This window comes from Streptomyces sp. HD (assembly GCF_028369295.1).
GTDB lineage: Bacteria > Actinomycetota > Actinomycetes > Streptomycetales > Streptomycetaceae > Streptomyces.
The window spans coordinates 36,865-61,717 of the sequence record NZ_JAQMYP010000013.1; the positions used below are offsets into that span (position 1 = coordinate 36,865).

A 24,853-nucleotide genomic window follows, 5' to 3' on the forward strand; every position below is an offset into this window, starting at 1 on the left:
ATCACGCATGAATAGTCAGACCGCCATCGAAACGACGGGGTCGGGGGGAACGAAGCCGGCAGTGCCATCTGGCGGGATGCCGGCCAAGGGGCTGCGCGGCCACCCTTGGTTCACCCTCATCACCGTCGCAGTGGGGGTCATGATGGTGGCCCTCGACGGCACCATCGTGGCCATCGCCAACCCGGCCATACAGAAAGACCTCGGCGCCACCTTCGCCGAGGTCCAGTGGATCACCAACGGCTATTTCCTCGCCCTTGCGGTGTCCCTGATCACCGCCGGCAAGCTCGGCGACCGTTTCGGGCACCGCCAGACCTTCCTGATCGGCGTGGTCGGTTTCGCCGCCGCCTCCGGTGCCATCGGCCTGTCCGACAGCATCGCGCTGGTCGTCACCTTCCGGGTCTTCCAGGGCCTGTTCGGAGCGCTGCTGATGCCGGCCGCGCTCGGTCTGCTGCGGGCGACCTTCCCGGCCGAGAAGCTCAACATGGCCATCGGTATCTGGGGGATGGTCGTCGGCGCGTCCACAGCCGGCGGCCCGATCCTCGGCGGTGTCCTCGTCGAGCACGTCAACTGGCAGTCGGTGTTCTTCATCAACGTGCCGGTCGGCGTCATCGCTGTCGTCCTCGGCGTCATGATTCTGCTCGACCACCGCGCCGAGAACGCCCCGCGTTCCTTCGACGTCCTGGGTATCGCCCTTCTTTCGGCCGCGATGTTCTGCCTGGTCTGGGCCCTGATCAAGGCCCCGGCGTGGGGCTGGGGCGACGGCATGACGTGGCTGTTCATGGCCGGGTCGGTGCTCGGCTTCGCGCTCTTCGCCTTCTGGGAGACGAAGGTGCGGGAGCCGCTGATCCCGCTTGCGCTGTTCCGTTCGGTCCCGCTCTCCGCGGGCGTCGTCCTGATGGTTCTGATGGCCATCGCGTTCATGGGCGGCCTGTTCTTCGTGACGTTCTACCTGCAGAACGTGCACGGCATGAGCCCGATCGATGCAGGCCTGCACCTCCTGCCCCTCACCGGCATGATGATCGTCGGTTCCCCGCTCGCGGGTGCGATGATCACCAAGCTGGGCCCGCGCGTCCCGCTGGCGGGCGGTATGGCGGCCACCGCGATCGCCATGTACGGCATGTCCACGCTTGAGACGGACACCGGCAGCGGCATCATGTCGCTCTGGTTCGCCCTGCTCGGCCTCGGCCTCGCACCGGTCATGGTCGGTGCCACGGAGGTCATCGTCGGTAACGCGCCCATGGAGCTGTCCGGTGTGGCCGGTGGTCTTCAGCAGGCCGCGATGCAGATCGGCGGCAGTCTCGGTACGGCTGTGCTGGGCGCCGTCATGGCCTCCAAGGTCGACAGCGACCTCGCGGGCAACTGGACGGATGCGGGGCTTCCGCCGCTGACGGCGGCCCAGGAGACCCAGGCCTCCGAGGCGGTCCAGGTGGGTGTGGCACCGGTGCCTCCGGGCACCCCGGAGCAGATCGCCGCGAAGATCACGGACGTTGCGCACGACACGTTCATCTCGGGCATGGGCCTCGCGTCTCTCGTCGCCGCGGGGGTGTCGGTTGTGGCCGTCGCGGTCGCGTTCCTGACGAAGCGGGGCGAGAACGCGGAGGCGGGCGCGGGCGCCGCGCACATCTGACGCGCGGGGTTCTGGACGGCCGTGGGAGGGGCCTCGGGCCGGGTTTCCGGCCGGGTTCCCCTATCAGGGTGACAACGCCGAAGATCCCTCCCGTCGCGGCTGCGCCGCAGGTCACAGTGGGTCAAGCCGGGGCCTGCGGCGCGCCGCCGGAGGGGGATGGCGCGTCGCGGCTCCGCCGGTGGGGCCGGGTTCGGTTCCGCCGTGGGGGTGCCGGTTGAATTCGGGCCGCGGGTGGGTCGTGGCTGATCGCGCCCACGCGGTGGAGCCGCAAATCGATACAGCCCCGCGCCCCTGGGGGTGGCACACTCACGTCGGCAGAGACCGCTCCCCGCGACTCGCTAACGGGCCTTTTCCTCGCCGATCTGGCCCGGCACCATTGACCCCGACAGTGACGCGACCTCGCCGCGCAGGGCGCGGACCTCCTCCGTCAGCGCGCGTATCGCCTCCGTCTGGCGGCGTTCCTCCACGTCGTCCATCTCGAAGCGGGCTATGAACCAGGCGGCGATGTTCGCGGTCACCACACCCAGCAGGGCGATACCGGAGAGCATCAGGCCCACCGCGAGCATCCGCCCCACCCCCGTGGTCGGCGCATGATCGCCGTAGCCCACGGTCGTCATCGTCGTGAACGACCACCACACCGCGTCACCCAGCGTCTTGATGTTCCCGTTGGGGGAGTCCCGCTCCACGGAGAGCACCGCCAGCGACCCGAACATCAGCAGCCCGACCACCGACCCGGCGACATACGTCGTGAGCCTGACCTGCGAGGCCATCCGTGCCCGCTGCCCGACGAGCAGCAGCGTGGACACCAGCCGCAGCAGCCGTAGCGGCTGGATCAGCGGCAGCACCACCGCGCACAGGTCCAGCCAGTGGCCCCGTACGAACTCCACCCGCCGGTCGGCGAGAGCGAGCCGGACGACGTAGTCCAGGGCGAACGCGCCCCACACCACCCACTCCACCGCGAGGCACGCGGACACCACGTCATGGCTCGCATCGGGGTCGACGATCGGTACGGCATAGGCCACGGCGAACGCCAGAGCCAGACCGAACAGGGGCCGCTGGGTATGCCGCTCCCAACGCACTTGAGCCACCGCTTGCTTCATGGACGCATCGTAGGAAATGTGAAGGGGCGGTGTATCCCGCAGGTCACTCACGGGCACACCACCCCTTCCAGCCGTTGACGCCGTGCCCAGGAACCTAGGCGTCGCCTCCCGCGGCACCCGGATCCGCCGCGGACACGTCGAGGAGCTGGTAACGGTCGATCGCCTGCTTCAGCGCCGACCGGTCGACCTTCCCCTCCTTCGCCAGCTCGGTCAGCACCGCCACCACGATCGACTGCGCGTCGATGTGGAAGAAGCGCCGCGCCGCACCCCGGGTGTCCGCGAAGCCGAAGCCGTCGGCGCCCAGTGACTGGTAGGTGCCCGGCACCCAGCGCGCGATCTGGTCCGGCACCGACCGCATCCAGTCGGAGACGGCCACGAACGGCCCCTCGGCCCCGCCCAGCTTGCGCGTCACATACGGCACCCGCTGCTCCTCCTCCGGGTGCAGCAGGTTGTGCTCCTCGCACTCCACGGCCTCGCGCCGCAGCTCGTTCCAGGAGGTCGCCGACCAGACGTCGGCCTTGACGTTCCACTCCTCGGCGAGGATCTTCTGCGCCTCCACCGCCCAGGGGACGGCCACACCGGACGCCATGATCTGGGCGGGGACGGAGCCCGCCGTGCCCTCGCTCAGGCGGTACACGCCCTTGAGGATGCCCTCGACGTCCACGTTCTCCGGCTCGGCCGGGTGCTGGATCGGCTCGTTGTAGACGGTGAGGTAGTAGAAGACGTCCTCGCCGTGCGGGTGCTCGGCCGAACCGCCGTACATCCTGCGCAGACCGTCCTGCACGATGTGCGCGATCTCGAACGCGTAGGCCGGGTCGTACGCCACACAGCCCGGGTTCGTCGAGGCGAGCAGCTGCGAGTGCCCGTCGGCGTGCTGGAGGCCCTCACCGGTCAGGGTTGTGCGGCCGGCGGTCGCGCCCAGGACGAAACCGCGCGCCAGCTGGTCCGACATCTGCCAGAACTGGTCGCCGGTGCGCTGGAAACCGAACATCGAGTAGAAGACGTAGACAGGGATCAGGGGTTCGCCGTGTGTGGCGTACGCCGAACCCGCCGCGATGAGGGAAGCCGTGCAGCCGGCCTCCGAGATGCCGTCGTGCAGCATCTGGCCCTGCGGCGACTCCTTGTACGCGAGCAGCAGATCGCGGTCGACCGACTCGTACTGCTGGCCCAGCGGGTTGTAGATCTTCGCGCTCGGGAAGAACGAGTCCATGCCGAACGTGCGGTACTCGTCCGGCGCGATCAGCACGAACCGCTTGCCGATCTCCTTGTCCCGCATGAGGTCCTTCAGCAGCCGCACAAAGGCCATCGTCGTCGCGATCGACTGCTGGCCCGTCCCCTTCTTCACGGTCGCGTACGTCTTGTCGCCCGGCAGCGCCAGCGGCTCGGAGCGCACCACGCGCGTGGGGACGTAACCGCCGAGCCCCTTGCGGCGGTCGTGCATGTACTGGATCTCCTCGGAGTCCCGCCCCGGGTGGTAGTACGGCGGCACCCCGCTCTCCAGGTCCTTGTCGGCGATCGGCAGGTGCAGCCGGTCGCGGAAGCGCTTGAGGTCGTCGACCGTCAGCTTCTTCATCTGGTGCGTGGCGTTACGGCCCTCGAAGTTGGGACCGAGCGTCCAGCCCTTGATCGTCTTGGCCAGGATCACCGTCGGCTGGCCCTTGTGCGCCTTGGCCGCCGAGAACGCCGCGAAGACCTTCCGGTGGTCGTGACCGCCGCGGCCCAGGTGCAGGATCTGGTCGTCGGTCATGCCCTCGACCATCGCGCGCAGCCGCTGGTCGTCACCGAAGAAGTGGTCGCGGATGTAGGCGCCGGTCTCGGTGGCGTACGTCTGGAACTGGCCGTCCGGCGTGGTGTTCATCCGGTTGACCAGGACGCCGTCCCGGTCCTGCGCGAGCAGCGGGTCCCAGGTGCGGTCCCAGATCAGCTTGATCACATTCCAGCCGGCGCCGCGGAAGATCGACTCCAGTTCCTGGATGACCTTGCCGTTGCCCCGCACCGGGCCGTCGAGGCGCTGCAGGTTGCAGTTGACGACGAAGGTGAGGTTGTCCAGGCCCTCTCGCGCGGCGATGGACAGCTGGCCCAGCGACTCCGGCTCGTCCATCTCGCCGTCGCCGAGGAACGCCCACACCTGCGACCTGGAGGTGTCCGCGATGCCGCGCGCCTCCATGTAGCGGTTCATTCGCGCCTGGTAGATCGCGCCGATCGGGCCGAGGCCCATCGACACGGTCGGGAACTCCCAGAAGTCCGGCATCAGGCGCGGGTGCGGGTAACTCGACAGGCCGTACGGCGCCTTCGACTTCTCCTGGCGGAACGCGTCCAGGTTCTGCTCGCTGAGGCGGTCCAGCAGGAACGCGCGCGCGTAGATGCCCGGGGAGGCGTGGCCCTGGAAGAAGACCTGGTCGCCGCCGTCGCCCTCGTCCTTGCCGCGGAAGAAGTGGTTGAAGCCCACGTCGTACAGCGAGGCGGAGGAGGCGAACGTGGCGATGTGGCCGCCGACGCCGATGCCGGGGCGCTGGGCCCGGGACACCATGACCGCGGCGTTCCACCGGGTCGCGTTGAGGATCTTGCGCTCGATCTCCTCGTTGCCCGGGAAGAACGGCTCGTCCTTGGTGGCGATCGTGTTGACGTAGTCCGTGCTGCGCATCTCGGGCACGGCCACACGCTTCTCGCGGGCCCGCTCGATCAGTCGCAGCATCAGATAGCGGGCCCGCTCACGGCCGCGCTCGTCAACGGCGGCGTCGAGGGAGTCGAGCCACTCCTGCGTCTCCTCGGGATCGAAGTCAGGAACCTGACTCGGAAGGCCGCCAATGATGATCGGGTTGCGATCTGATCCGGAAGCCACGCTGTTCCTTACCTGTCAGAGGGCTGTGTTTCTGGGGTTTCTGGGCGTCTGTACCGCTCCCCATCGTGTACCTACGTACGCCAAACGTCATCTCTACTGTGGGGTAACCGAGGCTTGATGAACGGTCGAGTGCCCGCCGATGGTTCCCAAACTCACAAAGGGGGCAGATTGGTGTGGTGCCCGTCACCCTGAGACGATGATGGTGTGCCTGGAGTTGCGGTGACACGTTCAGGAACGTCACCGTTTCGGCGGTCTGAACGGCCGGGTACTTGCGCGATCCGTCCCGCCCGTGTGGACTACGGCCAATGCTTCGCGCACGCGCGTGGCTGAGTTATTTCCAAAACATGATCAGGAGGCAACCCGTGAGCGCGACCGCGGACCACGCGGAGGAACGGACCCTTGCCGAGAGGCTGGGGTTCCAGCCCGAGCAGGTGGTCCAGGAGATCGGCTACGACGACGACGTAGACCAGGAACTCCGCGAGGCCATTGAGTCAGTCACCGGCACTGAGCTCGTGGACGAGGACTACGACGACGTCGCCGATGCCGCGGTGCTGTGGTTCCGCGACGAGGACGGCGACCTGACGGATGCGCTGGTGGATGCCACCACGTACATCGAAGAGGGCGGCTCGATCCTGTTGCTGACGCCGAAGACCGGCCGTGACGGCTACGTGGAGCCGAGCGACATCTCTGAAGCCGCGACCACTGCGGGTCTGTCGGCGTCCAAGAGCGTCAGCGTCGGCAAGGACTGGAGCGGCAGTCGGCTGGTGACGCCCAAGGCCGCCAAGACCAAGAAGTAGAACCGGTGCGGTGCCGGGCCGGGCTGAAAAGCCCGGCCCGGCCTCCTGCACGGGCCCCGGCGGTCGCTGCATAGGGTGGAACCCACCCGAACAGCCCCACCGAAGGGACATCCACGCGATGGCGATCCAGGTCGGCGAAAAGGCCCCCGACTTCGAGCTCAAGGACAACCACGGTGCGACCGTGAAGCTCTCCGGCTTCCGTGGTTCCAAGAACGTCGTCCTGCTCTTCTACCCCTTCGCCTTCACCGGCGTGTGCACCGGCGAGCTGTGCGAGGTGCGCGACAACCTGCCGCAGTTCTCCGACCGCGACACGCAGGTGCTCGCCGTCTCCAACGACTCCATCCACACCCTGCGTGTCTTCGCCGAGCAGGAGGGCCTTGAGTACCCGCTGCTCAGCGACTTCTGGCCGCACGGCGAGGTCAGCCGTGCCTACGGTGTCTTCGCCGAGGACAAGGGCTGCGCGGTGCGCGGCACCTTCGTCATCGACAAGGAGGGCGTGGTCCGCTGGACCGTCGTCAACGCCCTGCCGGACGCGCGCGACCTGAGCGAGTACGTCAAGGCGCTCGACACCCTCTGATCCCGCTGGTGACGACACCTGTGATTCTTCGGCATCAAGGCCTGCGTACCACGGGAACCCGTCACTAGGATCGACTCGTTGATCCGATATCAAACGCACGGCGGGGCTCCCCGCCCCTGGACACCAATGGAGGACTCGTGGGAGTCAGCCTCAGCAAGGGCGGCAACGTATCACTGAGCAAGGAGGCCCCTGGCCTCACTGCGGTCATCGTCGGTCTGGGGTGGGACGTCCGCACCACGACCGGCACCGACTTCGACCTGGACGCCAGCGCACTGCTGCTGAACAACGCCGGCAAGGTCGGCAGCGACGCCAACTTCGTCTTCTTCAACAACCTCAAGAGCTCCGACGGCTCCGTCGAGCACACCGGTGACAACCTCACCGGTGAGGGCGAGGGCGACGACGAGCAGATCAAGGTCAACCTTGCGGGCGTCCCGGCCGACGTGGAGAAGATCGTCTTCCCGGTCTCGATCTACGACGCCGAGAACCGTCAGCAGTCCTTCGGCCAGGTGCGCAACGCGTTCATCCGCGTCGTGAACCAGGCCGGCGGCACCGAGATCGCGCGCTACGACCTCAGCGAGGACGCGTCCACGGAGACCGCGATGGTCTTCGGTGAGCTGTACCGGCACGGCGCGGAGTGGAAGTTCCGTGCCATCGGCCAGGGCTACGCCTCGGGCCTGCGCGGCATCGCGCAGGACTTCGGAGTCAACGTCTGAGTTCGACAGAGTTCGACAACCCGGGCGTGAGAGTCCAGGACACCACTGGCCGAGTCCGGCGCCGTACCGTTTGGGTGCGGCGCCGGATGCGCATGGACAACCAGAGAAGGATCACAGGGCCTGTCTTTCGGGTCAGCCCGACTCCGATCGACGCTCACCGGGCTGAGCCGAAAGGACAGGCCCTTAAAGGGGAGGACCAGCATCATGGGCGTCACGCTCGCCAAGGGAGGAAACGTCTCCCTGTCCAAGGCCGCGCCGAACCTCACTCAGGTGATGGTCGGGCTCGGCTGGGACGCGCGCTCCACCACCGGAGCCCCCTTCGACCTCGACGCCAGCGCCCTGATGTGCAACGGCGGTCGGGTTCTGGGCGATGAGTGGTTCGTCTTCTACAACCAGCTGAAGAGCCCGGACGGCTCGGTGGAGCACACCGGGGACAACCTCACCGGTGAGGGCGACGGCGACGACGAGTCGATCCTGGTCGACCTCTCCAAGGTGCCGGCCCACTGCGACAAGATCGTCTTCCCCGTCTCCATCCATATGGCCGACGAACGCGGCCAGACCTTCGGCCAGGTCAGCAACGCCTTCATCCGTGTGGTCAACCAGGCCGACGGCCAGGAACTCGCCCGCTACGACCTCAGCGAGGACGCCTCCACCGAGACCGCCATGATCTTCGGCGAGGTCTATCGCTACCAGGCAGAGTGGAAGTTCCGGGCTGTCGGACAGGGATACGCGTCCGGCCTCCGGGGCATCGCACTCGACTTCGGAGTCAACGTCTCATAACGCGATATGAGCAAAAGTCGGGCCCCCGTGGGGTGAGGAGGGGGGCCGACTAGACTTCGGCTTCAAAAGTTCGTAAAGCCGAGTGCGGCGCGCGGGAGCCCCGTACACACAGGATTGGGTAGCCAGTGGTTCTGAAAACCTTCGGCTGGTCGTTCGCGGTCACCGCGCTCGGCCTGGTCGCGGCGGTCCTCTTCGGGGGGTGGGAGGCCTTCGGCATCGTAGCGATCCTCTCCGTCCTTGAGATCTCGCTGTCGTTCGACAACGCGGTGGTCAACGCCGGAATCCTGAAGAAGATGAATGCCTTCTGGCAGAAGATCTTCCTCACCGTCGGCATCCTGATCGCCGTCTTCGGTATGCGGCTGGTCTTCCCCGTCGTGATCGTCGCGATCAGCGCCCAGCTCGGGCCGATCGAGGCGGTCAACCTCGCCCTCAACGACCAGGACCGCTACCAGGAGCTCGTCACCGACGCCCACCCGGCGATCGCCGCGTTCGGTGGCATGTTCCTGCTGATGATCTTCCTGGACTTCATCTTCGAGGACCGGGACATCAAGTGGCTGAGCTGGCTGGAGCGCCCGCTGGCCAAGCTCGGCAAGGTTGACATGCTGTCGGTTTGCATCGCGCTGATCGTCCTGCTGGTCTCCGCGATGACCTTCGCGACCAAGGCCCACCAGCACGGCGGCGCGCACGTCGACAAGGCGGAGACGGTCCTGCTCTCCGGTATCGCCGGTCTGATCACGTACATGATCGTGGGCGGACTCTCCGGCTACTTCGAGGACAAGCTCGAAGAGGAGGAGGAGCGCGAGCACGAGGCGGAGGAAGAGGCCGAGCGCTCCGGCAAGCCCCGCTCGGCGGTCGCCATGGCCGGCAAGGCCGCGTTCTTCATGTTCCTCTACCTGGAGGTCCTGGACGCGTCCTTCTCCTTCGACGGCGTGATCGGCGCCTTCGCCATCACCAACGACATCGTCCTGATGGCGCTGGGCCTCGGTATCGGCGCGATGTACGTCCGTTCGCTGACCGTGTACCTGGTGCGCCAGGGCACCCTCGACGAGTACGTCTACCTGGAGCACGGCGCGCACTACGCGATCGGCGCGCTGGCCATGATCCTGCTGGTCACCATCCAGTACGAGATCCCCGAGCTCGTCACCGGCTCGATCGGCGTGATCCTGATCGGTTGGTCCTTCTGGTCCTCGGTCCGCCGCAACCGCGTGCTCGCGGCGGCGGAGGGAAAAGCGGAGACCTCGGACGAGAAGACTGAGGTCTCGTCCGGGGTGTGACACCCCTGCCAGTGAGGAACGCTCTGTGCGGGGCGGCCGGGCCTCCGGCCGCCCCGCCGGTTTTTTCCGAGTGACTGCGGATCTTTCGTGGTGAACGCGGTTCTTTCGTGGGACGTGGGGGCGGAATGGGCTTCTTGGACGGGCTCTGGCGTGGCCGGGCGGTCGAGTTCGACTCGGGCAGCGCGTCATCGAACTCGATCGAGCTGACGAAGCGGCACGATCGGGTCTCGCTCACCAAACAGGGGGCGGCGACCGGGCATCTCCGGATCAACCTGACTTGGCGGATGCGGACGTCCGACATCGGGGGCCCGCAGCGGGAGAGTCTGCTGCGGCATCCGTTCAAGGCGCTCAAGCCGCCGGAGGTGCTCGGGCACAGCCAGAGCATGGTCAACGTCGACCTCGACCTCGGTGCGCTGTACGAGCTGACCGACGGGACGAAGGGCGTCGTCCAGCCGCTGGGCGGGTTCCTCGGAGACGTCAACGCGCCGCCGTACGTGAAGCTCAGCGGGGACGACCGGTTCGGGTCGGCGTCCGGCGAGACGATGTACGTCAACCTTGATCACCGGGAGAACATCAAGCGGTTGCTGGTCTTTGTGTACATCTACGACCAGACGCCGGCGTTCGACCGCACCCATGCGATCGTCACGCTGTATCCGAGCAACGGGCCGCGGATCGAGATAGGCCTCGACGAACGGCATCCGCAGGCCCGGTCCTGTGCGGTGGTGATGATCGAGAACGTCAAGGGCGAGCTCTGGGTCCGGCGCGAGGTCAAGTTCGTCTACGGGTTCCAGGCCGAGCTGGACCGGTTGTTCGGGTGGGGGCTGCAGTGGGGGCGCGGATACAAGTCGAAGGCGGAGAAGTAGTCGCCTGAGAGCTCGGGGCCTTGTCGGGTGGCGGGTGCGGGTTGCGTTGGGGTTGCTCGCGCCCACGCGGCGGAGCCGCAAATCGATACAGCCCCGCGCCCCTCAGGGCGCGTCTTCCTACCGTCCGATGAACTGTGGCCCCTGGGGTGGCAGCTGGAAGCCCTGGGGCTGGGCTGTTGTCACCGGGGGCGGGTAGCCGTAGCCCGTGTTGGCCATGGCCGGCTGGCTCGTCGGCTGCGGGTAGCCGTACGCGGGCTGCGTTGCCGGGGGCTGCTGGGGGTAGCCGTACGCCGGCTGGGGCGGGACCGTCGTCGTCGGCTGCTCGGGGGGCAGGGGCTGGGAGACCTCCGGGGGTGCGGTCGGCTGAGCCGCCGCCGCTGCCGCCGCCTCCGACTCGTCCACCGAGATGCCGAAGTCCGTGGCCAGGCCCCTGAGGCCGTCCGAGTAGCCCTCGCCGAGGGCGCGGAACTTCCAGCCCTCGCCACGGCGGTACAGCTCGCCGCAGATCAGGGCGGTCTCCTGGCCAGTCTCGGGCTTGATGTCGAAGTAGGCCAGCGGATCGCCGTCGGCGGCTGTCGCGTCGTACAGCATGATGCGCAGGTCTCGTACGCGGTCGAAGGTGACGCCGTCCGCCGAAGCGACCAGAAGAATCTGGCCGACGCCGGGCTCGACACCGGCCAGATCTGTCTGGATGGTGTCGGTGAGGCCCTCGGCGCCCCGCTTCTTGCCGAGCCGCCAGACCTTCCCGGAGGGGTGCCGGGGCTGGTTGTAGAAGACGAAGTCCTCGTCGGAGCGCACACGACCGTCGGGGCCGAGGAGCAGAGCCGAGGCGTCGACGTCCGGGACCCCCTGCCCAGGCGTCCAGCGCAGTACGGCACGTACCGTCGTGGCTTCGAGCGGGACGTTCGACCCCTTCAACATCGCGTGCGTCATACCGTCATCCTGCCTTCTCCGTCCTGCTCACGACAACGCGGGGGTGCGACGGACCGTGCGCGCCTGTGCTCGTCCGCGTTACCAGAAATTCATGCCCTGCGGGAACCCCTGACATGGGTATCTACGTACTATTACCGGCCACCTGTGAACAGGTCACGGGTGGCACTGAGTCACCCCGGGGGAGCTCTATGCGTCATTTCGGGCACATCGCCCCAGAGGTGCGGCAGCGCCTCTTCCATCAGGAGCCGTGCGCGTTCAGCGCCGACTCCCCTGCCCGGCTGCTCTCCGCGGCCCTGGGCGCCACGCTCTACAGTCCGGCCACGAGGCCGCGGCTCGCCGACGACGTCGTCAAACAGACCGGACGCGGCGTGGTCTCGATGGTGCTGTGCCTGGAGGACTCGATCGGCGACGAGGACGTGACGGAGGGCGAGGAGAACCTCGTCCGGCAGTTCACCGACCTCGCGGCACGGTACGGCGAGGGCGCCGCGGATCTGCCGCTGCTCTTCATCCGGGTCCGCACGCCCGAGCAGATCCCCGACCTCGTACGGCGCCTCGGACCCGCCGTACGGCTGCTGTCCGGATTCGTACTGCCCAAGTTCACCGAAGAGCGCGGCATGCCCTTCCTGGAGGCCCTCGCGAGCGCCGAGGCGCACAGCGGGCGGCGGCTGTTCGCCATGCCGGTGCTGGAGTCCCCCCAGCTGCTCTACCGGGAGTCACGGGTGGAGACCCTGGAGGGCATCTTCCGCGCCGTCGACAAGTACCGCGAGCGGGTGCTGGCGCTGCGGCTCGGCGTCACCGACTTCTGCTCGTCCTACGGGCTGCGCCGCGCCCCGGACATGACGGCGTACGACGTCCAGATCGTCGCCTCCGTCATCGCCGACGTGGTGAACATGCTGGGCAGAGCCGACGGCACCGGGTTCACGGTGACCGGGCCGGTGTGGGAGTACTTCCGCGTGCAGGAACGTATGTTCAAGCCGCAGCTGCGCCGCAGCCCCTTCCTGGAGGGCCAGGCCGAGGAGCTGCGCGAGGCCCTCATCGAGCACGCCATGGACGGCCTGCTGCGCGAGATCACGATGGACCACGCCAACGGCCTGCTCGGCAAGACCTGCATCCACCCCTCCCACGTGCTGCCGGTGCACGCACTGTCCGTGGTCAGCCATGAGGAGTTCAGTGACGCCCAGGACATCCTGCGGCCGGAGCGCGGCGGCGGGGGTGTACTTCGGTCGCAGTACACGAACAAGATGAATGAGGTGAAGCCGCACCGCGCCTGGGCCGAGCGGACCCTGCTGCGGGCCGAGGTGTTCGGCGTGGCCAATGAGGACATCGGCTTCGTGGAACTGCTCGCCGCCGGAATCCCGGCCTGAACCGGCCGAAGGGCTCTAACCGGCCGAACGGCCTCTATATCCAAGGGACGCATGAACAACGCAGTGAACAACGGGGTCTGGTCCGGCAGCTGGGTCGCCGAACGGCTCGGGGTCCAGCTCATGGGCGACGACGAGCTCACGGAGATGCTGGGGCTCGCCCTGCGCCGCAACCCCAAGCGCGCGCATCTGCTGGTCTCCAACGTGCTCGGCAAGCACGTACCGCAGTCACCGTCCGTGGTGTACGGCGCCGGGTTCGCCCTCGGCCGGCGCGTGCGGGAACTCCTGGGTGCCGACGAGGCGGCCAGGGCGGTCGTCCTCGGCTACGCGGAGACGGCGACCGGGCTCGGCCACTCCGTCGCCGACGGCATCGGCCTCGCCCCGTATCTGCACTCCACCCGCCGTCCCGTCGCCGGGGTCGCCCGCGCGGGCGGCTTCGAGGAGTCCCACTCGCACGCCACGTCGCATCTGCTGCTGCCGGAGGATCCGGCGCTGCTGGTGGGTGACGGGCCGCTGGTCCTGGTCGACGACGAGTTCTCCACGGGGAACACGGTGCTGAACACGGTGCGCGATCTTCATGCGCGGTACCCGCGGCGGCGGTATGTGGTGGTCGCGCTGGTGGACATGCGGTCGGCTGCCGATGCCGGTCGTTTGGACGAGTTCGCCCGTGAGATCGGCGCGCGGGTGGATCTGGTGACTGCGGCTTCGGGGACGGTACGGCTGCCGGAGGGGGTGTTGGCGAAGGGGCAGGAGTTGGTGGCTCGGTACGAGGCGGAGAGTGCCGCGGAGTGGCGTTCGTCGTCTGCGGGTGCGTCGGGGCTGGTCGCGCAGTTCCCCGCGCCCCTGGAGGGCGATGGCGGTGCCGCGTCCGCCGAGTCAGCGGCCGTTGAAGCCGACGTGCGGGCCAACCCCCTAGGGGCGCGGGGAACTGCGCGACAAGCCCCCACCGGCCCGCACCCGGAAGACGACCGCACCCACCCCCACACCACCCGCATAGACCTGCACTGGCCCACCGGCCTCCCCGACGGCGGCCGGCACGGCTTCACGCCCGAACACCGCACCCGCCTCGAAGGCGCTCTCCCGGCCATGGCCGCCCGCCTCGCGGAGGCACTCCCCGCCGACACGCGCAGTGCGCTGGTCCTCGGCTTCGAAGAGCTGATGTACGCCCCCCTCCGCCTCGCCCGTGAGCTGGAGCAGGTCACCGAGGGCGTCGAGGTCCGGTACTCCACCACCACCCGCTCACCCGTCCTCGCGGTCGACGACCCCGGCTACGCGATACGCACCCGCCTCGTCTTCCCGGCCCACGACGACCCGGCCGACGGCCCCGGCGAGCGCTACGCCTACAACATCGCCGGCGCCGGCTTCGACGCCGTCATAGCCGTCGTCGACTCGACCGCCGACACCCCCGAACTGCACGCGCCCGAGGGCCTGTTGGCACAGCTCGCCGCGCACGCCCCGCACGTCCTGCTGGCGGTCGTGCCGTCGTACGTCCCCGGCCCCCTGGCCATCCCCGAAAGGCACTCCATGCTGCCCGAGCCCCTCCGCGGCCCCGCCTTCTCCTCGTACGCCCCCGAGGAGGTCGGCTGGCTGCTGCAGGATCTCTCGGACGTGACGCTGGAGGCGCCGACCGAGGAGCGCGAGGAGGCCATCCAGAGCGGCGGCGCGCACTACGCGGAGTCGCTGCCGGTGGAGTACCAGCCGAGCGAGCAGTACCAGGCACTGTTCCACGCGGCGCTGGAGGAGTCGGCGGCACGGCTGGCGCAGGCGGCCGGTGCCGTGACCGAGCTCGTCCTCGCCGAGCTCCCCCACAGCCGAAAGCGTGGGGGGACCCCCATGCCGCGGCCGGTGCTGGTCTCGCTCGCCCGCGCGGGCACCCCCGTGGGCGTACTGATGCGCCGCTGGGCGCAGTTCCGCCACGGGCTCGAACTCCCGCACTACGCCGTGTCCATCGTGCGCGGCCGCGGCATCGACGCCAACGCGCTGCGCTGGCTGGCCGCCCACCACGACCCGCGTGACGTCGTCTTCGTCGACGGCTGGACCGGCAAGGGCGCCATCACCCGCGAACTGACCGCGGCGATAAGGGAGTTCGAGGCGTCCGACGGCATCACCGGCTTCGACCCGGAGATCGCCGTACTGGCCGACCCGGGCTCCTGCGTGCGGACGTACGGCACCCGCGACGACTACCTCATCCCGTCCGCCTGCCTCAACTCCACGGTCTCCGGCCTGATCTCCCGCACCGTCCTGCGTGCCGACCTGGTCGGGCCGCACGACTACCACGGTGCGAAGTTCTACCGCGAACTCGCCGACGCCGATGTCTCCGTGGCCTTCCTGGACGCCGTGTCCGCGCGCTTCCCGGAGGTCGTGGACGCCGTGGACGCGACGGCCAAGGAGCTGCTGTCCGGCGACCGCGAGCCGACCTGGGAGGGCTGGGCCGCCGTCGAGCGCATCAGCGAGGAGTACGGCATCCACGACGTGAACCTCGTCAAGCCGGGCGTCGGCGAGACCACACGGGTGCTGCTGCGCCGGGTGCCCTGGAAGATCCTGGCGCGGGCCGGGGCGGGCGCCGACCTGGACCATGTACGACTGCTGGCCGAACAGAGAGGGGTTCCGGTGGAAGAGGTCGCCGAACTGCCGTACACCTGCGTGGGATTGATCCACCCCAAGTACACGCGGGGCGCGACGGGCGCCGACGGCAGGGCGGTGAACGTCTGATGCCGGTGCTGGTGGCGAGCGACCTCGACCGTACGCTCATCTACTCCGCCGCGGCCCTCGCGCTGACCATGCCGGACCCGCGGGCGCCCAGGCTGCTGTGCGTGGAGGTGCACGAGAGCAAGCCGCTGTCGTACATGACCGAGACGGCGGCCCAGCTGCTGACCGACCTCGGTGACGCGGCGGTCTTCGTGCCGACGACGACCCGGACCCGTAAGCAGTACCAGCGCATCAACCTGCCGGGCCCCGCGCCGAAGTACGCGATCTGCGCCAATGGCGGCCATCTGCTGGTCGACGGCGTCTCCGACCCCGACTGGAGCGCGCGGGTCGCGGCCCGGCTGGCCGAGCAGTGTGCGCCGCTCGCGGAGGTGCAGGACCACTTGATGGCGACGGCGTCCCCGGCGTGGGTGCGCAAGCACCGGATCGCCGAGGACCTCTTCGCCTACCTGGTGGTGGAGCGCGAGCTGCTGCCCGAGGAGTGGGTGAAGGAGCTCGCGGTGTGGGCGGAGAACCGCGGGTGGACGGTGTCGCTCCAGGGGCGCAAGATCTACGCCGTCCCGAAGCCGCTCACCAAGAGCGCCGCCATGCACGAGGTCGCCCGGCGCACCGGTGCGGACCTGACGCTGGCGGCGGGCGACTCCCTGCTGGACGCCGACCTGCTGCTGGCCGCCGACAGGGGCTGGCGACCGGGCCACGGTGAGCTGGCGGACGACGACTGGACGGCTCCGGCGGTCAGTGCGCTGCCGGAGCGGGGGGTGCTGGCGGGGGAGCGGATCCTGCGGGAGTTCTTGAAGGCCGTAGCGCCCAAGAACCAGGGATGACCGGTGGCGCGGCGGCTGCGGGTCGTGTGTGGCTTGTCGCGCAGTTCCCCGCGCCCCTTGGGCGCGGCTGCGGCTCAGCCGACCCAGGGGCGCGGGGCTGTATCAATATGCGGCTCTGCCGCGTGGGCGCGACAAGCCCCCACGCACCCGCAGACGACAATGCACCGGCCTACCTAGCCGCAACAGCCCCCACCGCAACACCCACCGCCCCCGCCGCTCGGCTTCTGTGCCGCGGGGGCGCTCGCCGTACCGCCCACGGCGACCGTCGACAACAGCTTCACCGTGTCGTCATGCCCCGCAGGGCAGCTCGCCGGGTCGGACGACTCCGCCATCGGCCGGCTCAGTTCAAACGTGTCGCCGCAGCTGCGGCAGCGGTACTCGTAGCGAGGCATGAGCACAGGTTAAGCCCCGTCAGTGCCCGCCGCCGCGCTCCTCACGGATCTGGGAGACGACCCCGGCCACCGTGTGCCGTACCGCTTCCGTCTCGGTCAGGAAGTGCCAGTAGTCCGGGTGGCGGCCCTCCAGCGTGCCGATCGCCCGCTCCAGTCGGCCGACGGAGTCGTCCAGCGGGCGTGCGTGCCGCGGGTCGGGCGTGTTGCGGCCCGCCATGGCCAGCCGCTGGGCGTCCCGGATCGCGAAGCGGGTCCGGTCGATCTCCTGCTGGGGGTCCTTCTGCACGGCGTTCAGCCGCCGCAGCCGGTCACCGGCCGCAGACACCGACTCGTCCGTGCCGTTCAGCAGCGCCCGGACCGTCGACAGCAGAGCGGTGGCGTCCGGCCAGCGCTGCTCGTCGCGCGCGGCCCGGGCCTCGTTCAGCTTCAGCTCGGCCTGTCGTACGTTCTCCGCGGCACCGTCCGGGACGCCCTGCAGGTCCTGCCAGCAGGCCGCCGTGAACCGCCGCCGCAGCTCGCTGAGCACCGGCTCCACCTGCCCGGCACGGGTGGTGAGCGCCTGTGCGCGCGTCCGCAGCGAGACCAGCCGGTGGTCGATCTCGGCCGCCCGCTCCGGCAGCCGCTCGGCCTCCACCCGGACCGCCTCGGCCTCCCGCGCGACCCGCTCGGCACGCTCCAGCGTCTGCGGGACGCCATGCTGCCCGGCGCCCTGGTTGAGCTTGGTCAGCTCGGGCCCGAGGGCCGCCAGCCGCGCCGCGAGGTCGTCGGCCTTCAGCCCCGAGCTCCGTACGGCGTCCAGGGCGTTCGAGGCGGCGAGCAGCCCCTGGCGGGCGCGCTCCACGGCCGGGGCGAGACGGGCCAGCTGGGTCTCCGCCTTGCCGAGCAGCGGCCCGAGCCCGTCGGCGAAGCGGTCCAGCTCGCGCTTCATGTTGTCGAGGCCGTCCTTGGCCCTCGCCAGTTCCGTACGGGCGCGGGCGGCGGCCGAGGCCTCCAGGTCGTCACGGTCGAGGTCGTGGGCGTCGACGGCCTGGATGTACTGGCCGCTGGCCTCGTCGATGCGCCGTCCGAGCGCCTCGAAGTCGGTGATCGCCCGGCGGGCGGCGGGGGAGTCGTCGACGGCCGCGATCGTCTCGATCGAGATCCGCAGATCCCGCTGGGCGGTGTCCAGCTCGTAGAACGCGGCCGCCGCCGCATCCTTCGCGGCCTGCGCCTCGGCCCGCTGACTCTCGGCCCGCCCCCCGAACCAGCGCCGCGTACCACCACCGGCGAAGGCGGCGGGGAGCACGGCGGGCAGCGCCAGGGCGGCGACGAGGGGGACGGCGATCAGGGTGAGGGTGTCACGGAGAGCGCGATGGCGGGACGGGGACTGGGACCAGGAGCGAGATGGGGACTGGGACTGGGACTGGGACCGGGATGGGGACAGGGACAGGGACAGGGACAGAGGCCGAGACCGGGGCTCGGGCTGGGGCCGGGCGGAGGGGCCCTTGGACCGGCCGACGGAATCCTCGACCCGGCCGGCCGAACCTTCGACCCGGCCGACGGAATCCCCGACCCTGTCGACGGAGCCCTCGGTCCGGTCGACGGAGCCCTCGGCCCGGGCGGCGGAACGCACGGGCTGCTGGACGGCCGAGCGCGCCCGATGTCCCGGCGCGCCCGGTACTGACGGCGAGTTCGGCTGCGGAGGTGTCGCCGTCACATCCCTCTCCCGTGCTGTCATTCACCCTTCCCGGTGTCATTCTCCCACCGGTTTAGGACGAACACACGGGCCGATTAGTTCGCGGTTCGCACCGTGATTTGCCCGTCTCCGCTCTGCGCGGACACCACATGGGCGCTGCTGTCGTCCTTGGGCACGGACACGTCCACCGAGCCGTCGCCGCTCTTCGTCGTCACCCGGTACGTGGCCCGCGGCACCTCGATCGTCACCGAGCCGTCGCCGCTGCGGGTCTCCACCAGGTCCGGCACGGTGCCGAGTTCGAGCCGGACCGAGCCGTCACCGGTCTGCGCCTTCACCCGGCGCGAGGAGACGTCGGAGACATGCATGGAGCCGTCGCCGGTCTTCAGGTTCAGCGGACCGCTGGAGTCGGTGACCCGCACGGAGCCGTCTCCCGTACGAATGCTGAGCGGATCCTTGAACCCCTGGGCCCGCACACTGCCGTCCCCGTCCTCGACCTTCACGGTGACGCCGCGCGGCACCTCGATGCGGTGCTTGGCCGAGCAGTTGGTGATCATGCCGGAGCACTTCTCCCGCAGCACCAGCCGGTCGTCCTTCATCTCCCAGGTCACCTCGGGGTCCGAGCCGACCGCGACGGAACCCTTGAACCACCGGGTGACCGCAACCGTCCCGGCCTTGTTCCCGTCGTCGGCGACGATCTCCAGCGCCGAGTCGTCGGAGTCGACGGTCAGTGTCCGTCCCTCCAGCGGGAAGGACCGGTGGTCGGGCTCCTTGTCGTCCCCCGCGTCGGCCCCGCATGCGGCGACACCGGCGACGAGCACCACGACGACCGCGGCGACGGCGGCGGCGCGAGCGGGAACGGTACGGGCCATGACGATCTCCCCCTGAGACTTCCCCTGTGGCCGACCTCGGTGGCCCGGGAATTCAACGATTTCCTGCACGATTCCTTGAGCGTACGGACGCCTGGCCCCCCGGGGGATCCGGGCTGCTCCCGGATCCATGGTGGGGATAACCCCAGGTGATCCCCGAGCTGTCCCCGAGGCGATCCCCCAGGTGATCCCCGGACTTCCCGGCATCCCGGACAGTCCGCGATACGGGTTTGCGGGACATGGCCCCTGGCAAGGTAGGCTGTCGACTCGTTCTCGGGTGCGTAGCTCAGGGGTAGAGCGCCTGCCTTACAAGCAGGATGTCGGCGGTTCGAAACCGTCCGCGCCCACAGCGGAAGAGGACCCCGACCGTTCACGGTCGGGGTCCTCGGCGTATCAGCGCTCCTTCTCCGCTAGCTCTCTTTCTCCGCCGACGCCTCGTGGGCGTGCTTCAGCTTCGTGCGGGCGTCGACGCGCTCCGCTCCGGCCATCTCCGACCAGTAGCGGTGCCCGCTGACGAACACCGCGAGCTCGTGCTCGCGTCGCCGGAGCTTCTCCACCTCGGCCTGCTCGTCCTCCGTCCAGCCGGGGGAGGCGGGGCGCTCGACCTTGCGCCAGCCGTTGTCGTCGCTGAATCCGTCCAGGGGCACGACCGACCAGGGAAGCCGCCTCAGCAGAGCCGACAGCTCGGCCCGGACCTGATGCAGCTCCTCCTGGCCGGCTAGGAGGTCACTCGGAAAGTCATAGGACGTAGCCACGGCGCAATGCTACGCCTGTTCGATTTTGGGTTGCGAGCACCTTTGGACGGTTGATGAAACCGGCCTCAGTGGCCGGCCTCCCTCAACTCCCCTACCAGGCGCGCCGTCACCGGCGTGGCCACCCCGTGCTCTTCCGCCGCACGGAGCAACGCGCCGCCGATGGCGTCCAGTTCGAGGGGGCGGCCCGCTTCGGCGTCCCGTTGCATCGACGACTTCGTGCCGGGCAGGAAGGCGTCGTAGCGGGCGAGGGCCTGGGCCGGGTCGGCGGGGCCGCCGCAGGCTCGGCTGACAGCTGCCGTCTCCTCGACCAGGGACGTCAACTCCTCGCGGTGGACCGTGCGTACGCCGCCGAGGGGGAGGGCGTGGCGCGTGGTGAGGAGGGCGAAGGGGGCCAGGAACGACATCTTCGCCCAGAGGGCCGCCGTCTCGTCGGGGAGGACGCGAGTGGTGGGGCCGGCCGAGCCGAGGGTCCGGGCCAGGGCGTCCAGGCGGTCGTCGGGGACCGCGTCGCCGGTCAGGTCGATCTCGGCGAAGGGGCTCGCGTGCTGGATCTCCCCGGCCGCCACGCGGGTCGACTCGACGCGGATGACGGCGGGGGCGACCCGGTCGGCGCCGTACCGGGCGCGGAGGGGTCGGGGGTGTTCCACGCCGTTCAGGAAGGGGACGACCAGGGCGTCGCCCAGCACCTTGGGCGGGACGCGGGTCAGGGCGGTGTCGAGGGCGGTGGCCTTGACCGTGATCAGGCAGGCGTCGACCGGTTCGCGGAGTTCGGTGTCCGCCTCCACCTCGGCCGTGAAGTCCCCGAACAGGCCGCTGCGGACGCGGATTCCCGTCGTACGCAGGGCCTTGGCCGTCTCGTCGCCGGCCAGGCAGATGACGCGGTGGCCCGCCCTGGACAGCAGCGCGGCCAGCAGGCCGCCTATGCCGCCCGGGCCCAGTACCGCCACGGTGATTCGGTCATTCGCCGTCGTGCCGTTCGCCGTCATGCGAATCCTCTCGTCGGTCGGCCCCGGAATGGTGGCCGCCTCTGAGGTGATCATGGCAGACAGCGCCTTTCTCGGGGGAGACTGGACGCATGTGCCGCAGCATCAAGACGCTCCGTCCGCCCGTGTTGCCCGAAGAGGCGACGGAGGAAGAGATCAGGGCCGCCGCCCTCCAGTACGTACGCAAGGTCTCCGGCTTCCGGGCCCCGGCCGCGCACAACCGCGAGGTCTTCGACCGTGCCGTCGACATGATCGCGCAGGCCACGGCCGAACTGCTCGACGGGCTGGAGGTGCGGGGGGCCGCGGTGGCGCGCAAGGCCGGGTGAGGTCGGAGGCAAGCGGTGCCCGGCACCGGCAGCGTGCCGACGAACCGCACCCCGCTACGCCGGCCCCCGCCGCACCAGGTACGTGGCCACCGCCCCGGCCCCGAACAGCGCCGCCACCGACACCGCCGTCGCCAGCCATGTCGCGCCCAGCCACTGGGCGCCGAAGTAGCCGAGGGCCACGCTGTACACGGCCCAGGTGAGGCCGGCCAGGGCGGACCAGGGGAGGAAGTCGCGGGCGCTGCGGTGGGTGGCGCCGGCGCCGAGGGAGACGACCGAGCGGCCGGCGGGGGCGAAGCGGGCGAGGACGACCAGGGCGCCGCCGCCCCGGGCCAGGGCGGCGCCGAGACGTTCCTGCGCAGATGTCAGGCGGCGGGAGCGGGCGATCGCGCGGTCCAGTCGGGCGCCGCCGCGCCGGGCGACGCGGTAGGCGACGAGGTCGCCCAGGACGGAGGCCGTCGCCGCGCAGAGCGTCAGGGCCAGGATGTCCGGGACCTCGCCGGGCACCTCACCGGTCGCGGCACCCGAGCCCGCGGCCGCGGCCGTCGCCGCCATGATCACCAGAACGCCGCTGGGCAGCACCGGCAGGAACACGTCCAGCAGGATCGACAGTGCCACCACGACGTAGATCCATGGACCCGCTGTCAGCGAGCCCACGTCCTCGAAACCCTGCACCGCAACTCCCCGTTAACCCCCGTGGCCAGACCGTGCCGCGACGTCGCGGGGGAGCGGCAGGGGCGGCCTATGACAGCCATACAGCGTACGCCGGGGGTGTGACAGCAGGTTCATCGGGGGCACGTGCGTTCGGCACAGGATGTTCACTCACCTGCATCGACCCGACAAGCGGCAACAGCAAAGGCGGAAGCGAAGGCGACAGCGCCCGCACCCGCGTGAGCCTCGCGGATACGGGCGCCGTCGTGCAGGGCGGCCGTCGTGCAGTTCGGCCGTCGTACGGGGACGCGGTGCCGGAGCCGTCAGGCGGCCACCGGGGCCTGGTCGGCCGTCGTCGCGCTCTGCGTGCCGGTGCGCTTGACGAACAGCCGGTCCAGGCCGAACGCGCCGGAGCCGGTGAAGATCAGCAGGAACATGGCCCAGCAGTACATGGCGGCGCCTTCGCCCTGGTTCTCGATGGGCCACAGGGCCTGCGGCTGGTGGACCTTGAAGTACGCGTAGGCCATGGCGCCGGAGGAGATGAACGCCGCGGCGCGGGTGCCGAGGCCGAGCAGGACCAGGCTGCCGCCGACGAGTTCGATCACCGCGGCGTACCAGCCGGGCCAGGTGCCGGCTTCCATGGTCTGGCCGCCGAACGTGCCGAAGAGCGAGTTGGCGCCGTGGCAGGCGAAGAGCAGGCCGACGACGATGCGGAACAGGCCGATGGCATACGGCTGGGCGCTGTTGAGGCGTCCGGTCATGTGGGGGACTCCCTCGGACTGGAGTTGGGCCGTCCCTGGAGGGAACGGCGTGGGGACGAGTACTGATCGGTAGCGACCACGTTAGGTAGTCCTAATCGACACTTGCAAGTTCAACATTTGGCCACAGTTCGGCCTCGGCACCCTCATGCGCCCCGGAAACAACCGCACGTAGCGCTGCCCTCGCCACCGCATCCGCGTCCGAAAGAGTGACCGAATCCACACCTGGCCGCGCCCCCGCGGCCGTCACCCAGTGCACACCTTCCGTGGGAACCCCGAACGCGAAGCGCCTCGGATGCGCCCGGCCCTGACGGTCGATCAGCCGGTACGGCCGCGGCGTCACGTCCAGCCCGCCGGTCTCGTAGCCGTCGACGGTGTGCGGGCGGCACTGCCCGGTCTTCAGCAGCCGGGCCAGCAGGTCGTCGGCGCTGCGGCGCAGGTCGGGCTCCGGCAGCCGCGCCTCGATCAGGGCCGTCGCCCGGACCGCCGAGCCCGGCACCTCCGGGGAGCGCGCCACCCAGGCCCCCTCCTCCTCCCGAACGTCCAGCCGGGGCCCGAGCACCTCCACCACCCCCGCCTCCATCAGTGCCACCAGCTCCTCCACGCGCCGCCGGGGCGGGCCGATGGACAGGAAGGCGTTGAGGGGGGTGTACCAGCGGTCCAGGTGGTCCCGGCGGGAGGTGCCGGTGAGGCCGGCGTGGTCGACGATCAGCCGGAGTTCGTTGCGCAGGTCGCGCAGCACGTCGAGGGCCGACTTCAGCGGGCCGTCCACATTGCCCCGGGCGGCGTGCACGGCGTCCTCGCGCAGATACGCCAGCAGCCAGTCGCGCCACTGCCCGGGATCGGCGAAGTCCTGCCCCGTGTACGGCCGGGAGACCCGGTCCCAGCTCCAGCGCTCGGCCTCCGGCAGGCCGAACTCGTCGAGCAGGGCCGCCTCCTGGGGGTCGCGGTGCGGGAGGGTCAGGAAGCGTGCGGTGAACTCCGGTCGCCGGGGGCCGGCCGGTATCAGCGCCGTGTAGTACACCGCCTCGACCTCCTTCGCCACCAGCGGCCATATCTCCGTGAGGAAGTCCGGCGCCTCACCCGAGTCCGCGCGCTTGCGGAAACCGGCGATCACCTCGGGCGTCAGGACCAGCGGGACATGGCGGCCGTACGGCCCCTTCGCGTTGTCGCCGCGCGCCTGGTACGGGATGCCGCGCCGTGAACCGGCGTACAGCCGCGGCTCGTTGCCGGACGGGACGTATCGCAGACCCGGGCCGCCCTCGGAGCGGACGAAGCGGCCGCCGCGGCCGGTCGTCAACAGGGCCATGTGGTCGAAGAAGTTGAGCCCCAGACCGCGCAACAGCACCGGCTCGCCGGCGGATATGGCGGAAAGGTCGACGTCTGCCGGGTTCGCGGGCGCGACGTAACGCAGGCCGTGGCGTTCGGCGTACGTCGTGAGGCGGCGCTGTGTCGTGTCGGCGGCCGTCGGCAGATGGCCCTGGGCCAGTACTACGGCGGACAGGCCGGGCAGGGTACGGCCGCTGTCGAGCGTGAGGGTCTGGCGGCGGTCGGGCATGTCGTCGAGGCGTATCGCACGGGCCGCGTGTGTCTCGACACGTATCTCGGGCGGCGCCTCGTGCACGACCTTCGCGAACACCCATTCCAGATAGCGGCCGTAGTGGGCGCGGGTCGGGTAATCGTCCGGGCCGAGCGTGTCCGTCGCCCAGTCGTGCAGGCTGGGGCCGGGACGGATCGGGCCCGAGCAGTCCACGCTGCCGTCGGTGAACAGTGTGACCTGCGAGGACACCGTGTTCATCAGCAGCTCGGCCGACTGCGCGGTCCGCCACACCCGCCCGGGGCCGGGCGGCGCCGGGTCGACCACATGGACCGTGAGCCGGGCGCCGGGCGGCAGGAGTTCGGGTGCGGAGGCGCAGAGGCGTTCCAGGACGCTGGTGCCGCGGGGGCCGGCGCCGACCAGGGCGACGGAGACCGTGGGGGAGTCCGGGGTCGGTGCGGAGGTCGGTGCGGTCAAAGGGGTGACTCCCGGGCGTGTGGGGCGCATTGGAGCGGG

22 protein-coding genes and 1 tRNA gene are annotated in these 24,853 nt (G+C 69.9%); 12 read left to right on the plus strand and 11 right to left on the minus strand.

All coding sequences use genetic code 11. From position 1 onward, the window contains the following. Nucleotides 1-7 precede the first annotated feature (7 nt). Entirely contained in the window at nt 8-1,627 is a 1,620-nt protein-coding gene (locus tag POF73_RS15025) for an MFS transporter (RefSeq protein ID WP_272115256.1), read from the plus strand. A 338-nt stretch (nt 1,628-1,965) separates the two neighbouring features. Here POF73_RS15025 and POF73_RS15030 read toward each other — a convergent pair whose 3' ends face one another. Both POF73_RS15030 and aceE read right to left on the minus strand, forming a co-directional pair. Then, nucleotides 1,966-2,727 carry a potassium channel family protein gene (locus POF73_RS15030; protein WP_272115257.1) on the minus strand — a complete coding sequence of 254 codons (762 nt, stop codon included), beginning with the start codon at nt 2,725-2,727 and terminating at the stop codon, nt 1,966-1,968. A gap of 94 nt (nt 2,728-2,821) precedes the next feature. Continuing rightward, the gene (gene aceE / locus POF73_RS15035; protein WP_272115258.1) at nt 2,822-5,569 is read right to left on the minus strand and encodes a pyruvate dehydrogenase (acetyl-transferring), homodimeric type; all 2,748 of its coding nucleotides are present in this window, start codon (nt 5,567-5,569) and stop codon (nt 2,822-2,824) included. 362 nt (nt 5,570-5,931) lie between these two features. Between aceE and POF73_RS15040 the strand changes: the two genes are divergently transcribed. The 6 genes from POF73_RS15040 (at nt 5,932) to POF73_RS15065 (ending at nt 10,573) form a co-directional block, all read left to right on the plus strand. Beyond that, entirely contained in the window at nt 5,932-6,366 is a 435-nt protein-coding gene (locus POF73_RS15040; protein WP_272115259.1) for a DUF3052 domain-containing protein, read from the plus strand. A 118-nt stretch (nt 6,367-6,484) separates the two neighbouring features. Next, the gene (locus tag POF73_RS15045; RefSeq protein WP_272115260.1) at nt 6,485-6,943 is read left to right on the plus strand and encodes a peroxiredoxin; all 459 of its coding nucleotides are present in this window, start codon (nt 6,485-6,487) and stop codon (nt 6,941-6,943) included. A 137-nt stretch (nt 6,944-7,080) separates the two neighbouring features. After that, a complete protein-coding gene (locus POF73_RS15050) occupies nt 7,081-7,656 on the plus strand; it encodes a TerD family protein (protein WP_272115261.1) in 576 nt (191 codons plus the stop codon). 204 nt (nt 7,657-7,860) lie between these two features. Further along, nucleotides 7,861-8,436, plus strand: a complete 576-nt coding sequence (locus tag POF73_RS15055; RefSeq protein WP_272115262.1) for a TerD family protein — start codon at nt 7,861-7,863, stop codon at nt 8,434-8,436. Between the two features lie 125 nt (nt 8,437-8,561). Further along, nucleotides 8,562-9,710: a DUF475 domain-containing protein gene (locus tag POF73_RS15060; RefSeq protein ID WP_272115263.1), complete on the plus strand. Its 1,149-nt coding sequence runs from the start codon at nt 8,562-8,564 to the stop codon at nt 9,708-9,710. A gap of 125 nt (nt 9,711-9,835) precedes the next feature. Further along, nucleotides 9,836-10,573, plus strand: a complete 738-nt coding sequence (locus tag POF73_RS15065; protein ID WP_272115264.1) for a TerD family protein — start codon at nt 9,836-9,838, stop codon at nt 10,571-10,573. A gap of 117 nt (nt 10,574-10,690) precedes the next feature. Here the strand turns inward: POF73_RS15065 and POF73_RS15070 are convergent, their stop codons facing one another. Further along, nucleotides 10,691-11,506 carry a TerD family protein gene (locus tag POF73_RS15070; RefSeq protein WP_272115265.1) on the minus strand — a complete coding sequence of 272 codons (816 nt, stop codon included), beginning with the start codon at nt 11,504-11,506 and terminating at the stop codon, nt 10,691-10,693. Between the two features lie 188 nt (nt 11,507-11,694). Here POF73_RS15070 and POF73_RS15075 point away from each other — a divergent pair, with 188 nt between their 5' ends. From POF73_RS15075 to POF73_RS15085, 3 genes are read left to right on the plus strand one after another with little or no spacing between them, the layout of a single operon-like run. Beyond that, nucleotides 11,695-12,870: an HpcH/HpaI aldolase/citrate lyase family protein gene (locus POF73_RS15075; protein ID WP_272115266.1), complete on the plus strand. Its 1,176-nt coding sequence runs from the start codon at nt 11,695-11,697 to the stop codon at nt 12,868-12,870. A 51-nt stretch (nt 12,871-12,921) separates the two neighbouring features. After that, a complete protein-coding gene (locus tag POF73_RS15080; RefSeq protein ID WP_272115267.1) occupies nt 12,922-15,579 on the plus strand; it encodes a phosphoribosyltransferase in 2,658 nt (885 codons plus the stop codon). After that, on the plus strand, nt 15,579-16,397 hold the full coding sequence (locus POF73_RS15085) for an HAD family hydrolase (protein WP_272115268.1): 819 nt from the start codon (nt 15,579-15,581) through the stop codon (nt 16,395-16,397). The genes POF73_RS15080 and POF73_RS15085 overlap by 1 nt, the downstream gene beginning before the upstream one ends. 173 nt (nt 16,398-16,570) lie before the next feature. Here POF73_RS15085 and POF73_RS15090 read toward each other — a convergent pair whose 3' ends face one another. The 3 genes from POF73_RS15090 to POF73_RS15100 form a co-directional block, all read right to left on the minus strand. Further along, nucleotides 16,571-16,789: an FmdB family zinc ribbon protein gene (locus POF73_RS15090; RefSeq protein WP_272115269.1), complete on the minus strand. Its 219-nt coding sequence runs from the start codon at nt 16,787-16,789 to the stop codon at nt 16,571-16,573. A 19-nt stretch (nt 16,790-16,808) separates the two neighbouring features. Beyond that, on the minus strand, nt 16,809-18,212 hold the full coding sequence (locus POF73_RS15095; protein ID WP_334313604.1) for a hypothetical protein: 1,404 nt from the start codon (nt 18,210-18,212) through the stop codon (nt 16,809-16,811). Between the two features lie 347 nt (nt 18,213-18,559). Further along, nucleotides 18,560-19,333: a DUF4097 family beta strand repeat-containing protein gene (locus POF73_RS15100; protein WP_272115270.1), complete on the minus strand. Its 774-nt coding sequence runs from the start codon at nt 19,331-19,333 to the stop codon at nt 18,560-18,562. Nucleotides 19,334-19,605: 272 nt separating this feature from the next. On the opposite strand from POF73_RS15100, the gene POF73_RS15105 reads away from it, so the two are divergent. Beyond that, nucleotides 19,606-19,677, plus strand: a tRNA-Val gene (locus tag POF73_RS15105). A 63-nt stretch (nt 19,678-19,740) separates the two neighbouring features. Here POF73_RS15105 and POF73_RS15110 read toward each other — a convergent pair. Further along, nucleotides 19,741-20,085, minus strand: a complete 345-nt coding sequence (locus POF73_RS15110; protein WP_272115271.1) for a hypothetical protein — start codon at nt 20,083-20,085, stop codon at nt 19,741-19,743. A gap of 65 nt (nt 20,086-20,150) precedes the next feature. After that, the gene (locus POF73_RS15115; protein WP_272115401.1) at nt 20,151-21,071 is read right to left on the minus strand and encodes a ketopantoate reductase family protein; all 921 of its coding nucleotides are present in this window, start codon (nt 21,069-21,071) and stop codon (nt 20,151-20,153) included. 89 nt (nt 21,072-21,160) lie between these two features. Between POF73_RS15115 and POF73_RS15120 the strand changes: the two genes are divergently transcribed. Further along, entirely contained in the window at nt 21,161-21,394 is a 234-nt protein-coding gene (locus POF73_RS15120) for a DUF2277 domain-containing protein (RefSeq protein WP_272115272.1), read from the plus strand. Nucleotides 21,395-21,448: 54 nt separating this feature from the next. On the opposite strand, the gene POF73_RS15125 is transcribed toward POF73_RS15120, so the two are convergent. The 3 genes from POF73_RS15125 to POF73_RS15135 form a co-directional block, all read right to left on the minus strand. After that, nucleotides 21,449-22,066, minus strand: a complete 618-nt coding sequence (locus POF73_RS15125; RefSeq protein ID WP_272115273.1) for a DedA family protein — start codon at nt 22,064-22,066, stop codon at nt 21,449-21,451. 299 nt (nt 22,067-22,365) lie between these two features. After that, nucleotides 22,366-22,803, minus strand: coding sequence for a DoxX family protein (locus POF73_RS15130; protein ID WP_272115274.1), 438 nt, complete (start codon nt 22,801-22,803; stop codon nt 22,366-22,368). A gap of 91 nt (nt 22,804-22,894) precedes the next feature. Further along, a complete protein-coding gene (locus tag POF73_RS15135) occupies nt 22,895-24,844 on the minus strand; it encodes an FAD/NAD(P)-binding protein (RefSeq protein WP_272115275.1) in 1,950 nt (649 codons plus the stop codon). Nucleotides 24,845-24,853 lie beyond the last annotated feature (9 nt).